Origin of the sequence: Aequorivita soesokkakensis, from assembly GCF_001641085.1 — a bacterium.
GTDB classification, from domain to species: Bacteria; Bacteroidota; Bacteroidia; order Flavobacteriales; family Flavobacteriaceae; genus Aequorivita; species Aequorivita soesokkakensis.
The window spans coordinates 25,256-39,410 of sequence record NZ_LXIE01000034.1 but is presented as its reverse complement, the minus strand read 5'-3'; the positions used below and the strand labels follow the sequence as shown (position 1 = coordinate 39,410).

13 protein-coding genes are annotated in these 14,155 nt (G+C 37.4%); 4 read left to right on the top strand and 9 right to left on the bottom strand.

From position 1 onward, the window contains the following. Nucleotides 1-19: 19 nt before the first annotated feature. Complete coding sequence (locus tag A7A78_RS11220; RefSeq protein WP_068762554.1) at nt 20-1,093, bottom strand: Fic family protein; 1,074 nt, start codon at nt 1,091-1,093, stop codon at nt 20-22. A gap of 193 nt (nt 1,094-1,286) precedes the next feature. On the opposite strand from A7A78_RS11220, the gene A7A78_RS11215 reads away from it, so the two are divergent. Next, complete coding sequence (locus tag A7A78_RS11215) at nt 1,287-1,658, top strand: hypothetical protein (RefSeq protein ID WP_068762553.1); 372 nt, start codon at nt 1,287-1,289, stop codon at nt 1,656-1,658. A 48-nt stretch (nt 1,659-1,706) separates the two neighbouring features. Here A7A78_RS11215 and A7A78_RS11210 read toward each other — a convergent pair whose 3' ends face one another. Both A7A78_RS11210 and A7A78_RS11205 read right to left on the bottom strand, forming a co-directional pair. Beyond that, nucleotides 1,707-3,242, bottom strand: a complete 1,536-nt coding sequence (locus tag A7A78_RS11210) for a glycine--tRNA ligase (RefSeq protein ID WP_068762552.1) — start codon at nt 3,240-3,242, stop codon at nt 1,707-1,709. Between the two features lie 85 nt (nt 3,243-3,327). Next, nucleotides 3,328-4,215, bottom strand: coding sequence for a hypothetical protein (locus A7A78_RS11205; RefSeq protein WP_068762551.1), 888 nt, complete (start codon nt 4,213-4,215; stop codon nt 3,328-3,330). Nucleotides 4,216-4,427: 212 nt separating this feature from the next. On the opposite strand from A7A78_RS11205, the gene A7A78_RS11200 reads away from it, so the two are divergent. Together A7A78_RS11200 and A7A78_RS11195 are read left to right on the top strand one after the other, a co-directional pair. Then, nucleotides 4,428-4,961, top strand: coding sequence for a ComF family protein (locus A7A78_RS11200; protein WP_341271725.1), 534 nt, complete (start codon nt 4,428-4,430; stop codon nt 4,959-4,961). 79 nt (nt 4,962-5,040) lie between these two features. Next, nucleotides 5,041-6,645, top strand: coding sequence for an Ig-like domain-containing domain (locus A7A78_RS11195; RefSeq protein WP_131811136.1), 1,605 nt, complete (start codon nt 5,041-5,043; stop codon nt 6,643-6,645). On the opposite strand, the gene A7A78_RS11190 is transcribed toward A7A78_RS11195, so the two are convergent. From A7A78_RS11190 to A7A78_RS11170, 5 genes are all read right to left on the bottom strand, one after another. After that, the gene (locus tag A7A78_RS11190) at nt 6,632-7,411 is read right to left on the bottom strand and encodes an amidohydrolase (RefSeq protein ID WP_068762548.1); all 780 of its coding nucleotides are present in this window, start codon (nt 7,409-7,411) and stop codon (nt 6,632-6,634) included. The genes A7A78_RS11195 and A7A78_RS11190 overlap by 14 nt on opposite strands. Nucleotides 7,412-7,430: 19 nt before the next feature. Then, nucleotides 7,431-7,907 (bottom strand): ankyrin repeat domain-containing protein, encoded by a 477-nt coding sequence (locus A7A78_RS11185; protein WP_068762547.1) that lies wholly within the window; start codon nt 7,905-7,907, stop codon nt 7,431-7,433. Nucleotides 7,908-7,990: 83 nt separating this feature from the next. Beyond that, entirely contained in the window at nt 7,991-10,270 is a 2,280-nt protein-coding gene (gene katG, locus A7A78_RS11180; RefSeq protein WP_068762546.1) for a catalase/peroxidase HPI, read from the bottom strand. A gap of 133 nt (nt 10,271-10,403) precedes the next feature. Beyond that, entirely contained in the window at nt 10,404-11,543 is a 1,140-nt protein-coding gene (locus tag A7A78_RS11175; protein WP_068762545.1) for a methionine aminotransferase, read from the bottom strand. Further along, nucleotides 11,536-12,012, bottom strand: a complete 477-nt coding sequence (locus tag A7A78_RS11170; protein ID WP_068762544.1) for a very short patch repair endonuclease — start codon at nt 12,010-12,012, stop codon at nt 11,536-11,538. Before A7A78_RS11170 ends, A7A78_RS11175 begins: the two co-directional genes overlap by 8 nt. Before the next feature lie 19 nt (nt 12,013-12,031). Here A7A78_RS11170 and A7A78_RS11165 point away from each other — a divergent pair, with 19 nt between their 5' ends. Beyond that, nucleotides 12,032-12,757, top strand: a complete 726-nt coding sequence (locus tag A7A78_RS11165; protein WP_068762616.1) for a PmeII family type II restriction endonuclease — start codon at nt 12,032-12,034, stop codon at nt 12,755-12,757. Here A7A78_RS11165 and dcm read toward each other — a convergent pair. Continuing rightward, nucleotides 12,691-13,974, bottom strand: coding sequence for a DNA (cytosine-5-)-methyltransferase (dcm, locus tag A7A78_RS11160; RefSeq protein WP_068762543.1), 1,284 nt, complete (start codon nt 13,972-13,974; stop codon nt 12,691-12,693). The genes A7A78_RS11165 and dcm overlap by 67 nt on opposite strands. Nucleotides 13,975-14,155 lie beyond the last annotated feature (181 nt).

The window sequence follows — 14,155 nt, the reverse complement described above, 5'->3', positions numbered from 1 at the left end:
TGTCTAAATTGAATAGCACTTAATCCTTCAAAACCTCAAATAATTTTAAATTTAAATACAGATTCTCCACCCCAACTTTTTGTGATTTTAGAACTCCAATTTTTTCAAGTTCATTAAGGTATTCTGCAGCAGTCTGCCGTTTGGCAATACCTTTGTCCACGAGATATTTCACTTTGCAATACGGTTGCTCGAATAAAAGTTCAATCAATTCTTTCGAATAAACACGGGGTGGAAGATTTTCCTTTGCAAAACCAATCGTGGTGTGCATCAATGTATTTATTACGTTTATTTTGTTCAAAGTGTAATAAGCGGTTTCTTCAATTCCTTTGAGCATAAATAGAATCCAAGATTCCCACATGGCATTTTCAGTTACATTTCTGAGATTCTTATAATAGTCGTTTTTGTTCTCAATAATGTATTTGCTCAAATATAAAATGGGTGTATCCAATAGCCCTTTTTCAACAATATAGAGCATGTTCAGTACTCTTCCGGTTCTGCCATTTCCATCAAAAAAAGGATGGATGGCCTCAAACTGATAATGCATAATTGCCAATTTTATAAGACAATCCAAGTCGTCATCTGCGTGGATAAAAGCTTCGAGGTTTTTAAGTAGGTCTCGAATCGTGTTTTCCCCTTCGGGCGGGGTATAGATTGTCTTGTTATTGCTGGTTATAACAGTTCCCGATGAATTTCTAATTCCCGAGCCATTTTCTTTTATGGTTTGCGCAATTTTTATGAACGAATTGGTAGAGAGCGGCCTATTTTTCAATTCATTAAAACCATCCCAAAGCGCTTGCCTGTATCTCAAAACCTCTTTAGTCTGGGCATCTGTTTTAGAAACGTTAGAAGAAAATGCCTTATACAATGTATCTTGGGTAGTAACAATATTTTCTATTTCGGAACTGTCTTTTGCTTCCTGAAGTGTTATGGCATTTACGAGCATGGACTGGTTTGGAATTTCGTCTGCGCGCCCTTTCAATTCAGCCAATATTTTATTTGAAGCAATGGCTTGTTTAAGTATTCTTTTCGTTTCTACTTCCTCAGATGGGGGAAGCAGAGGCAGTTCGTTATATGGTTTATTGGGATTGTACATACTATCGACATATTATTGGAACTATGTCGATAAAATCGACACACTGCAAATATATGTCGAAATATTCACAATACATCGACACATGTAAAATATTATCAAGGATAGCAGCAATATTTTTTGAGAATTTAATTCTCAATATTGAGTTGATATTTTCCTTTTTGTATCTTCATAAATCAATTCTAAAAAATATAAAATGTTTTTAAAAATAGGACTTGCAATCATTTCAACATTAATCCTTTCCTGTGGCACCACAGAAAAGCAAACCCAAACTACTTCAACAGAGGAAACAACTTCAGCTGGAGAAGTTATTGACCCACAAAAATTGATGGCGGAAGGCTATATGTTGGGCACCGTTGTGTATTCTGACAAGGAAGGCGATTGCCCGTACACGATACAAATGCCGGGCGACAAAATGGAGTTTTATTATTTGGACCCGATAAATTTGGACGAAAGCTTTAAAAAGGACGGGCAAAAAGTTTGGATAAAATTCAGCGGTTTACGAAGAATGAACCGTTGTGATAAAGCTACCCCTGCAGAAATTATCGACATAAAAAAAGGAGGATAAATAAATATCCTCCTCCTTCAAAATATAGAATTAACCACTTAAAAAATTTTAGGAAAGCCAATTTTTGTATGAAATTGTTTCCTTCATCTTTTCTGAAATCTCTGCAATAGAAATTCGTTCCTGTTCCATCGTGTCGCGATAGCGAATGGTTACAGTGTTGTCTTCAATAGTTTGGTGATCTACGGTAATGCAGAATGGAGTTCCAGCTGCATCTTGACGACGGTAGCGTCTTCCAACGGCATCTTTTTCATCATAAATTACATTGTAATCCCATTGCAGATCGTCAATGATTTTTTGTGCAATTTCTGGCAGGCCATCTCTTTTTATCAAAGGCAAAACAGCGGCTTTTACGGGGGCCAAAATTGCTGGAATTTTTAAAACAGTACGCACACTTCCATCTTCCAAGGTTTCATCCTGCAGTGAATTGCTCAAAACAGCAAGGAACATTCTGTCTAAACCAATTGAGGTTTCTACAACATAAGGCACATAGCTTTCGTTCAATTCCGGATCAAAGAATTGTAGTTTTTTCCCTGAGAATTTTTCGTGTGCTTTTAAATCGAAATCGGTTCGTGAATGGATTCCTTCCAATTCCTTAAACCCAAATGGAAAATTGAACTCAATATCCGCAGCGGCATTGGCATAATGTGCCAATTTTTCGTGATCATGGAAACGATAGTTTTCTGCGCCCATCCCAAGTGAAAGATGCCATTTTAAACGAGTTTCCTTCCAGTATTCATACCATTTCAGCTCCTCGCCGGGACGAACGAAGAATTGCATTTCCATCTGTTCAAACTCTCGCATACGGAAGATGAACTGGCGCGCAACAATTTCGTTACGGAATGCTTTCCCCGTTTGTGCAATTCCGAAAGGAATTTTCATCCTTCCGCTTTTTTGTACGTTCAAAAAGTTAACGAAAATACCTTGTGCAGTTTCTGGACGAAGGTAAAGATCCATCGCGCTATCTGCGGAAGCGCCCAATTTTGTTGCAAACATTAGGTTGAACTGTCGCACCTCAGTCCAATTTTTCGAACCCGTATCGGGGTCAGCGATTTCCAGCTCTTCAATCAAAGCTTTCACATCTGCCAAATCTTCCTTTTCAAGCGAACGCGCCATTCTTTCGAGAATAGTTCGCTGGTCTTCCAAATATTTTACAACACGCGGATTGGTAGTTACAAATTGTTCTTCGTCAAAGCTATCGCCAAAACGACCTTTAGCTTTTTCAATTTCTTTTTGTGCTTTTTGGTAAAGCTTTTCAGCGTAATCTTCAATCAACACATCTGCACGGTAGCGTTTTTTGGAATCTTTGTTGTCTATCAACGGGTCGTTGAAGGCATCAACGTGGCCGGAAGCCTTCCAAGTTGTGGGGTGCATCAAGATTGCGGAATCAATACCTACGATATTTTGGTGCATATAGACCATGCTTCGCCACCAATATTCGCGAATGTTTTTCTTTAATTCTACACCGTTTTGGGCGTAATCATAAACAGCACTAAGGCCGTCGTAGATTTCGCTGGATGCAAAAATATAACCGTATTCCTTTGCGTGGGATACTACTTTTTTAAATTGATCGTCGTTGTTTGCCATAGCGCAAAAATAAAAAAACCGCCGTGATATGTTCACGGCGGTTTCATTTATTTTATAATTTACCTACTCTTATTATAAAATAAACTTATTTAAGTTCCATAGTAGTGGTAGCAACAAGGCTTCCAGCATCGAAAAGGTTGATGGTATATCTACCTTCCACAAGATCAGATTCAGCTGAATTTACGAGAATACAAACGTCAAGTTCGTCATTTTCATAAAACACATTTGTTGAAGCACTGTAGTTAATGTTTTTATCCTCAAATTGTTTCACGGCATTGTCGCCCATCATTTTATTTTTTGGATTTATAACTTGAACATACAATGTTCTATCTCCTTTTTGTGCAATGGCGTTTGGCGCCAAAGTAAAGCAGGTGCGTATTTTATCTGCACGACTTGCGCGTTTTGTATCAACTACTTTCCCGCTGTTTCTAATAATTACGGCTTCTCCACGAAGGTCTGTAGCTTTAACTATAGAACCTTTTTTGATAGTTTCATTCATCGCCATATTCTCACTGCTTACAGAATCCACTATCATTCTTGTGTTGGAAAGCTCCATGGAAGTGCTATCGCGCTCCATAGCCAATTGTTTGTTGGCAGCAATTAAACTATCCGCACGTTTAAAAAGCATAGTGCGTTCTTGTTTAAGTTTACCAACCTCAATTTTATATCTCTCGATCAAACCAATATTGGCTTTTGCATCTTTTACTGAGTCCAAAAGAACTGTAATTCTTTCGCGAGCGGCAAGTAAATCTTTGTCTTTTAATTCGTTGTCTTTAATTACTTCATCATAGTTTGCAATCAAACCTTCAAGTTCTTGCTCAATATCAGCTTTTTGCATCTCAAGATTTGATACTGTACTTTTACTATCGTTGAATAATGTTACGGTATAAACCGCCAAGGCAATTAGCAAAACGGAAAGAACCCCTATAAGAATCTTAAATTTGCCACTATTGTTTTCGTTTTCTGTACTCATAATAAATAAGTTAAGTTTAAGCGGTAAAAGTAGGTAGGTATTTCTTTAACAAACGTTTACAAAATGGTAAAAATTCTTAAAATATGTTAAATGTGCTTTTTCCTAAGATTTGCGCCGTTTGTAAAGAACCACTTTTAAAGGGGCAAGAGGTTTTATGTGCAGAATGTATTCATTCCCTTCCATTAACATTATTTCACAAAACTGGAAGCGAAATGCTGAAAAATAAATTTTACGGAAGGTTTTTGGTTCAAAACGCGACGGCATTGATCAATTTTCAGAAAAGAGGAATCACCCAAGAATTGTTGCATAATTTGAAATACCGCGGAAAAAAAGAAATAAGTTCGTTCTTTGGAAAATGGTTGGGAGCAGAATTGGCGGAAATTCCGGCATATCGCGAAATTGATTTGGTAATTCCCGTGCCCTTGCACAAACAAAAGCTGAAAAAGCGCGGTTACAACCAAGTGGAAGGTTTTGGGAAGGAAATAGCGGCGGCTTTAAATATTCCCTATAAAGATGAAATTTTAATAAAAGTTTCGAAAACGGGATCGCAGGTTTTTAAAACGCGTATGCTTCGGTTTGAGGCCGAAGAGGTTTTTACCGTTCAAAATTTGGATCAAATAAATAACAAACACGTTTTGTTGGTAGACGATATTATTACCACCGGCGCAACCTTGGAAAAATGTGCACTGCAATTGCTGAAAGCTGAAAATGTAAAGATTAGTATCGCAACAATAGCAACAACCTAAAGTTATTTCGAAATGGTAAAAGGTTATTGTTTATTTTTGAAACCGCAAACCATAGTCTCGTAATTTTAAGCAACACTAAGTGAAACACCGACTTCTTTATATTCCTATTGCATTTTTATTTATGCTTTCTTTTGTGGATTGCGCAAAAAAAGGAACTCCTTCCGGCGGGCTTCGAGACACTATTCCGCCAGTGATTGTGAATAGCAGCCCAGAAAATTACAGTATTAATTTTACGGGGAATGAAATTGAAATCCGTTTTGATGAGTACATAAAACTGAAAGACATCAGCAAAGAGTTGATCATTTCACCCCCTATGAAATTTACGCCCGTCATTACTCCTTTAAGTACTTCAAAAACCTTGAAGATAAAATTGATAGACACTTTAAAGCCGAATACAACATATTCTTTTAACTTCGGAAACAGTATTGTTGACAATAACGAGGAAAACAAGTTTGAATATTTTAAATATATTTTTTCAACCGGAAGTTATATCGATAGCTTAAAACTTTCAGGAAAAGTAAAGGATGTACAGCTAATTGCCCCAGAAATTCCAACTACGGTGATGCTTTATGAAGTAAATGAAACGTTTAAGGATTCCTTGATTTATTCAGAAAAACCAACTTATATTACCGTAACAAAAGACAGTACGGGCACTTTTGAACTGAGCAATTTAAAGGAAGGAAAATATTTACTTTTGGCGATGAAAGAAAAAAATAACGATTACATTTTTCAGCCGCAAAACGATAAGATTGGTTTCGTGAAAGAATTGATTACACTTCCCACAGATTCAACATATACACTTACGCTTTTTAAAGAAACTCCAGATTACAAATTTGTACGGCCAAGTCAATTGGGTAAAAATCACATAGTCTTCGGATACGAAGGACGCGCGGATAGTTTGAATATTGAAATGCTTTCACAAGTGCCACAGGATTATGTTTCCACATTTTTTAAGGATGAAAAGAAAGATACCCTCCATTATTGGTATAAACCTACAATTGAAAAAGATTCGTTGATTTTTAAAGTTTCAAACGGAAATAGCGTGGATACAACCACTGTGCGAATGCGTGAACTTTTTAAGGATTCATTGAACATTTCGGCACTCAAAACGGGAACACTTAAATTGAAGGACACTTTTAAATTGCGCGCCAACACTCCATTAGTTTCCTTTGATGCAGAAAAATTTCAGGTGATGGCGAAAGATTCGTCTTTGGTTTCCGCTACAATTAGATTGAACAAAGAATATAATTGGGCCGAAGTATTTTTTCCGAAGAAAGAAGATCAAAGCTATTTAATAAAACTTTTTCCGGGAGCGTTGACCGACTTTTTTGATGCGAGCAATGACACGCTTCAATTTAATGTGAATACACGGCTTTCTTCAGATTATGGAACACTGAATCTTACTTTGGCGAATGTGAATCGGTTCCCAATTATAGTGCAAATGGTGGATGGCAAGTACAATGTTGTGGCCGAAGAATATTTATCTGAAAACAAAACTGTTTTTTTCGACGAACTTTCTCCCGATAAATATTTCCTAAGAATTATTTACGACAATAACCGAAATGGAAGGTGGGACACGGGAAGTTTCCTAAACCGAATGGAGCCTGAAAAAATAGTTTATTACCCAACGCAAATTGAAGTCCGTGCCAATTGGAGCTTGAATGAAACGTTTACGTTAAAGTAAAAGAATCGCGATCATTCAAAAATTGAAGGTGTTTGCGGTTGCTTTCAACGTGTTCCTTTTCCAAAACTATAGTTTCGTTAAATTCAGTTTCCAAATTAGATTTTGAAACTTGTTTGCCCAAAACATCATAAACGGCAGAATGGCCAATATATTCGTGATCATTTCCATCAAAACCCATACGATTTACACCTATGCAATACGTCATATTTTCAATGGCTCGGGCACGCAATAATGTATCCCAAGCAAGGGTGCGAACTTTTGGCCAATTGGCAACATAAATTAAAACATCGTACTCTTCCGTATTTCTCGCCCAAACAGGGAAACGCAAGTCGTAACAGATCAAAGGGCAGATTTTCCAGCCTTTGTAATCTACAATCAATCTTTCGGTTCCGGCTTTATAGGTTTCGTTTTCCTTTGCTAAAGTGAAGGTGTGTTTTTTGTCATATTTTTTAAAATTTCCATCGGGGAAAACGAAAAATAGACGGTTGTAATAATTGTTTTCTTCTGAAATGATAACACTTCCCGTTATTGCACAATTATTTTTCTGTGCTTCTTGAATCATCCATCGCAAAGTTTCTCCATCGTTGGGTTCAGCGAGTTTTTCAGCATTCATGGAAAAACCAGTGGTGAACATTTCCGGCAGCACAATTAAATCTGTTTCGCCTTCAATATTTTGAATTTTCCCAGAAAACATGGCACGATTGGCTTCTGCATTTTCCCAGTGCAATTCACTTTGAATGATTGTTATTTTTAGTTTTTCGTTCAAACGTCTTTTTCTTTAATCTTTATTCTTTTTTCTTCTCAAGCAATTCCACCATTTCTCGTATTCCCTGCATTTTTGCGTGATCTGCAGCCGTCAAACCTCTATCGTCTTTTATGGAATTATCTGCGCCTTTGTCTAAAAGCATCCAAGCTATTCCTTTTCGCCCGAAAGTAGCGGCAAAAATTAAAGCGGTAGCTCCGTTGAAATTTTTAATATTTGGATTAGCGCCATTTTCGAGCAATAATTTTGCGATATGGTCAAAACCCTTAAAGCAAACGCCCATTAAAGCTGTATTGCCAGAAGCATCTTGTGCATCAATATTCTGCGGAAATTTTAAAATTATTTCTGAAATATCGTACAGCCCAAAGTAGGTCGCCAATAGCAACGGGGTAGAGCCGCGGGCATCTTTTTCAGAAATCAATTGAGGGGAATTATTCAAAAGATTTTCAACTTCTGATATATCTTCCTGGCGAATGGCGTTAAAAAGTTGTTCTTTCATTCCCTAAAATTAAGAAATAATGTCAGCTTGAGCGCAGTCGAAACCTCATTTAGTTTTCGACCGCACTCAAACTGACAAGAGAATTATTTCAAATCAAAACGATCTAAATTCATCACTTTAGTCCAAGCAGCCACAAAATCATTCACAAATTTTTCTTTGGAATCTTCACAAGCATACACTTCTGCAATTGCACGAAGCTCGCTGTTAGAGCCAAAAATTAAATCTGCCCGAGTTCCGGTCCATTTAAAAGTATCCGAAGCTCTGTGGCGTCCTTCAAAAATACGGTCGTCATCGCCGACGGTTTTCCAAGTTGTTCCCAAATCAAGAAGATTTACGAAGAAATCATTTGTCAATGTTTCAGGTTTATTGGTAAAAACACCGTGGCTGGAACCATCCCAATTTGTATCCAAAACGCGCATTCCGCCCAAAAGAACTGTCATTTCTGGAATCGTGAGCGTTAATAATTGTGATTTGTCAACCAACAATTCCTCAAAAGAAGCGTGTTGATCAGGCTTCAAATAATTTCTGAAACCATCCGCAGCCGGCTCAAGATGTTTAAAGGAATCAACATCGGTTTGTTCCTGTAAGGCATCACTTCTTCCGGGAGTGAAAGGCACGGTTACATTTTGACCAGCATCTTTAGCGGCTTTTTCAATTGCTGCACTTCCGCCCAAAACAATCAAATCTGCCATTGAAACTTTTTTATCAGTACTTTGGCTAGCGTTGAAATCTTTTTGAATTTCTTCAAGTTTGCCCAAAACTTTAGCTAATTGCGAAGGATTGTTGACCTCCCAATTTTTCTGTGGTTCCAAACGAATTCTTCCACCATTTGCGCCACCGCGCATATCGGAACCTCTATAAGTTGAAGCCGAAGCCCAAGCTGTGGAAACCAATTCAGAAATGGAAAGACCAGTATCTAAAATTCTTCCCTTTAATGAAGCAATATCCTTATCATCAATTAAAGTGTGATTAATTTCTGGAATTGGATCTTGCCAAAGCAATTCTTCACTCGGAACTTCTGGGCCCAAAAATCGGGAAAGAGGTCCCATGTCTCTGTGTAATAATTTATACCAACTTCTAGCAAAAGCATCCTCAAACTCCTCAGGGTTTTCACGGAAATTTTTTGAAATTTTTAAATATGCAGGATCAGTCTTTAAAGCAATATCTGCCGTACTCATCATTAAATCCTGAGTTTTGGAAGCATCGTGCGCCATTGGAGCTTTTCGTGCATTTGAAGCCGCAGTTGGTTTCCATTGATGGGCACCAGCTGGACTTTTGGTTAATTCCCAATCGTAATCCAACAAAACTCTAAAGTATTCATGATCCCATTTGTTCGGTGTAGGCGTCCAGGCACCTTCCAAACCACTGGTTATGGTATCATCTCCAAAACCTGATTTATAACTGCTTATCCAGCCTTTGCTTTGAGCTTCAATGTTTGCGCCTGCGGGTTCCGCAGCAACATACTTTTCTGCATCGCCTGCTCCGTGGGCTTTCCCAAAGGTATGCCCGCCAGCAATAAGTGCTACGGTTTCATAATCGTCCATCGCCATTCTTCCAAAAGTTTCACGAATATCGTGTGCTGAACCAAGTGGATCTGGCACTCCGTTTGGTCCTTCGGGATTCACGTAAATTAATCCCATATGTGCCGCAGCTAAAGGTTTTTCAAGATGACCATCTTCGTAACGTTTATCGTTCCCAAGCCATTGCGTTTCTGAACCCCAATAAACATCTTGTTCTGGCTCCCAAACATCTTCGCGTCCTGCGCCAAAACCGAAAGTTTTAAAGCCCATGGATTCCAAAGCAACATTTCCCGTTAAAAGCAACAAATCTGCCCAAGAGATTTTTTTGCCGTATTTCTGTTTAATTGGCCAAAGTAGTAATCGTGCCTTATCTAAGTTTCCGTTATCCGGCCAACTATTTAAAGGTGCAAAACGCTGGTTTGCGGTATTTCCACCGCCACGACCATCAGTTACTCGGTAGGTTCCCGCGCTGTGCCAAGCCATTCTTATGAACAATCCACCATAATGGCCGTAATCTGCGGGCCACCAGTCTTGGGAATCGGTCATTAAATTTGTTAAATCTCTTTTAAGTGCATCGTAATCGAGCTTTCCGAATTCTTTTTTATAGTCAAAATCGTTACCCATAGGATCTGATTTTGAACTTTGTTGCCGTAGCACGTTCAATCGTAGGCTGTTTGGCCACCAATCGCTGTTTTTGGTGCCTCCGCCAGCTACTTGATGCTGAACATTTCCAAAGTATGGACATTGTGCGGCTGCACCGTCGTCATTTATTTCCCAAGCCTCGCCTGAATTTCCGCTTTGATTTTCGTTTTTGTGATAATTTTTATCTTTATTATTTTCCATAATTGAAGAATTTTGAAGTGTCTGCTACGAAAATAACAATTAAAATTGCCGAAACCTTAAATATCAATCGGTTGTTTTAATCTTTAAATTGATAAAACTTATTCTTTAAAACTAATCCAATAAATTTTATTAATTACAATTGCTGAAGAATTTTGGCGGCTTGTGATAAAGTTTCATCTGTTTTAGCGAAACAAACTCGTATTTGTTTGAAATCCTTTTTCCCTTCATTAAAAACAGAAGTTGGAATCGTGGCAATTTTCAATTCTTTGGTAAGCCTTTCCGCAAAAACGATATCACTTTCATTTGAAATTTCTGAAAAATCCAGCATTTGAAAATACGTTCCTTTGGAAGGAATAATTTTGAAGTTTGAACCTTTCATTAAATGAAGAAAGAAATCCCGCTTTTGCTGATAGAAATCTGAAAGTTTTAAATAGTGGTTTTCATCTTTTAAATAAGTAGCCATAGCTTTTTGAATGGGATGGTTTACGCAGAAAACAACGAACTGATGCACTTTTTGAAATTCCTTCATCAACTTTTCAGGCGCAACGCAATAACCCATTTTCCAACCCGTATTATGAAATGTTTTTCCGAAGGAAGCCGTTACAAAACTTCGCTCCGTCAAGGCTTCAAATCTCGATGCGCTTTGATGAACATTGCCGTCAAAAATGATATGTTCGTAAACCTCATCGCTTAAAACAAACAAATCATTTTTTTCTGCCAAATCTTGTAATTCGAGCATATCGTCTTTTGAAAATAGCATCCCACTTGGATTGTGTGGCGAGTTGATGATAATCATTTTCGTTTTGGAAGAAATTTTATCCGCAACTTCCTGCCAATCCACTGCATAAAAAGGAGGTTTAAGTTGAATTGGAACAATCTTTCCGCCGAACAATTCCACGGTGGGCGCATAACAATCATAAGCTGGGGTGAAAATAATCACTTCATCACCTTCAATAATTGTAGTTGCGATTATTGTGAAAATAGCTTGCGTTGCACCAGCGGTAATCGTGATTTCTGTTTCGGGATTGTAAAAATGATTGTGAAGATTTTCAATCTTTTTTGAAATTTCCATCCGCAGTCCAAAATCGCCGGGCATTGGAGCGTACTGGTTAAAACCTTCACGCATCGCTTCGTCCACCAGGGCATTTAAAGCGGGGTCGCTGGGAAAATTTGGAAAGCCTTGTGAAAGATTTAAGGCGTTATGTTCTGCTGCCATTTTGCTCATTTTGGCGAAGATGGAGGTTTCAATATTGGGTAATTTTGAGTTAATCATTCTGTCCGGTATTTATATACACCAAAATATCGTTGATGCATTTGTTGAGGTTGTTCTTTATTTCGTTGGTCCAAAACCGAAACACGGTATAGCCCATTTCTTCGAGTTGTTTGTTCACTTCGCGGTCGCGCTGCATATTGCGCTCAATTTTTGGAATCCAAAAACCACGGTTACTTTTTAAAGTTTTCTTTCTTTCGGGCCAATTGTAGCCGTGCCAAAACTCACCGTCAATAAAAATGGCAAGTTTGTATTTTTGGATGGAAACATCGGGCTTTCCCGGGAGTTTTTTACTGTCCACGCGATACCGGATGTCTTTTTTCCAAAGTGCTTTTCTAAAGAGCAGTTCCAGCTTGGTATTCTTCCCACGAATTTTGCCCATCATTTTTGAGCGCTTTTTTGTGGTGTAGAAGCCGGATTCCTCGTTGAAACGCGGGACTTTTATTTTCTTATCTTCGTAATTGAATGACATCACTTTAAAATTAGCAATAATGACTGAGAATCAAAGAATTCAAATCTTAAGAAATTCTAAAACATTTTTTAGAAATGAAATTGTCAATTCACATCTTGAAGGAGCTACGAAAAGAGCAGGTTCTCTTAAGTCATATAATTTAAATCCTTTTTTACTGGCTTATCTGGCAAATTTTCTTGAAGGTAAATCTAGTCCTGAAAGTTTTGCAAAAGCGTTAATCTATCCAAGATTATTAGGAACTTCAATTAATACTACTTTTGGAAACAAAGCGCAAAAAATGATTTCTGAACTGTTTGATGGGATGATGGGTTCAGTTGTACAAGGAATTGACATTGAGTTTGTAGATACTATAGATGGTAGAAAAAAATATTGTCAATTGAAAGCTGGTCCAAATACTATAAATAAAGATGATGTAAAAACCGTGATTGATCATTTCAATACAGTAAAGAATTTGGCAAGAACTAATAATCTAGACATAAGATTAACAGATATGGTTGTTGGTGTTATTTACGGACAATCTTCTGAATTGAGTACTCATTACCGAAATATAAACAAAGAATTCCCGGTAATAGCAGGAAAGGAATTTTGGCATCGCCTTACTGGTCAAGAGAATTTTTATTTTGAACTAACCAATGCAATAGGGGAAGTTGCGTTGGAAATAGATGGGACTCATATACTTCAAGAAACAATTTCAACCTTGGCCGAAGAGATTCGAGAAACTTTTCCTCCTAATGCTTTTTCATAATTATTTAAAAACCGCACAATAGAATACCCAATTTCCTTTGCCAAATTGACCGGAACTGCATTCCCTATCTGTTTATATTGTTGGGAAACAGAACCTTCAAACTTCCAATCATCGGGAAAAGTTTGAATCCGTGCATACTCGCGTACTGTGAAAGGCCTTGTTTCGTCGGGATGGCAACGTTCCGTTTGTTTTTGCGCAGGGCTGCAAGTTAAAGTCAAACAAGGTTCGTCCCAGCCAATTCTACGTGCCATCCCTGTTTTTCCCCCTCCCAAGAAGAAACTTTTCTGCATATATTCCTTTTGGATTTCAAGCGGTAAATCTCTCCAATAACCTTTTGGTGGAACTAAATCCAGAACATCTATTTTGTGTTGTGGATATTTTGCGCCTTTAGATTTTGGAACATTTGAATCGAATAATTTTCCTTTTTTAAGCGCATCCTTTAAATTATAAATTTCTGAAAATGGTTTTGGATATTCATATTCAACATTTATGTCTTTTCGAATTGCAACCAAAATCAATCGTTCTCGTTTTTGAGGAACATTATAATTTATAGCTTTTAAAACCCGAACTGGAGAAACTACGTTATAACCAATTTCATCTAAAATAGAAATCATCCCTTCGAGCGTTTTTCCATTGTCGTGACTCAAAAGTCCTCGAACATTTTCACCAATACAGATTTTGGGACTTGTCTCTTTTACAACTCTTGCAAATTCATAAAATAGAGTTCCACGAGCATCTTCCAAACCTAATTTTTTTCCTGCATAACTAAATGCTTGACAAGGAAATCCTCCTGTAACTACGTCAATATTATTTTTAAATTCAGAAAAATCCATTTCCCGAATATCACCTTCTAACACATTCCAATTAGGGCGATTTTCTCTCAAAGTCTGGCAAGCCCATTTATCAATTTCATTTAACGCTTTACATTTTAAACCTGCTTTTTCCATTCCAATTGCAAGTCCGCCCGCGCCCGCAAAAAGTTCTAAAACTGAATAATTATTTATTGGTTCAACAAAATTACTTTCATCAATTTTTTCAAAGTATGATTTAAATTCAGGAAATATTTCAAGATTTTCTTTTTTATAAACCCGATAATTGCTCATTGGTTCCCTAACGGCTTGAAGCTTTCCATCATTGTCCCATCGTCGAAGTGTTTCGGGGTTTTTACCTAAAATTTCAGCAGCTTCTGAAACAGAATAAAATTCTTTTATAACCATGTTATACAACCTTATATATGGTTATAAATATAAAACATAATTCTAAAACAAAATTTAATTCTGTTTAAAATATTTTGAAACTTATTCACAACAAAAAAACCCTCACAAGCTGCAAGGGTTTTTAGTTATCTTAATGAAAACCCTTCGTCCCGATATTTATCGGGAACGCTCAGGGTGACAT

What these genes read in the sequence shown, in the direction of transcription:
- A7A78_RS11205 (WP_068762551.1), bottom strand. Translation starts at nt 4,215, where the DNA reads ATGAGTACAGAAAACGAAAACAATAGTGGCAAATTTAAGATTCTTATA.
- A7A78_RS11175 (WP_068762545.1), bottom strand. Translation starts at nt 11,543, where the DNA reads ATGATTAACTCAAAATTACCCAATATTGAAACCTCCATCTTCGCCAAA.
- A7A78_RS11200 (WP_341271725.1), top strand. Translation starts at nt 4,428, where the DNA reads ATGCTGAAAAATAAATTTTACGGAAGGTTTTTGGTTCAAAACGCGACG.
- A7A78_RS11220 (WP_068762554.1), bottom strand. Translation starts at nt 1,093, where the DNA reads ATGTACAATCCCAATAAACCATATAACGAACTGCCTCTGCTTCCCCCA.
- A7A78_RS11165 (WP_068762616.1), top strand. Translation starts at nt 12,032, where the DNA reads ATGACTGAGAATCAAAGAATTCAAATCTTAAGAAATTCTAAAACATTT.
- A7A78_RS11210 (WP_068762552.1), bottom strand. Translation starts at nt 3,242, where the DNA reads ATGGCAAACAACGACGATCAATTTAAAAAAGTAGTATCCCACGCAAAG.
- A7A78_RS11185 (WP_068762547.1), bottom strand. Translation starts at nt 7,907, where the DNA reads ATGAAAGAACAACTTTTTAACGCCATTCGCCAGGAAGATATATCAGAA.
- dcm (WP_068762543.1), bottom strand. Translation starts at nt 13,974, where the DNA reads ATGGTTATAAAAGAATTTTATTCTGTTTCAGAAGCTGCTGAAATTTTA.
- katG (WP_068762546.1), bottom strand. Translation starts at nt 10,270, where the DNA reads ATGGAAAATAATAAAGATAAAAATTATCACAAAAACGAAAATCAAAGC.
- A7A78_RS11170 (WP_068762544.1), bottom strand. Translation starts at nt 12,012, where the DNA reads ATGTCATTCAATTACGAAGATAAGAAAATAAAAGTCCCGCGTTTCAAC.
- A7A78_RS11215 (WP_068762553.1), top strand. Translation starts at nt 1,287, where the DNA reads ATGTTTTTAAAAATAGGACTTGCAATCATTTCAACATTAATCCTTTCC.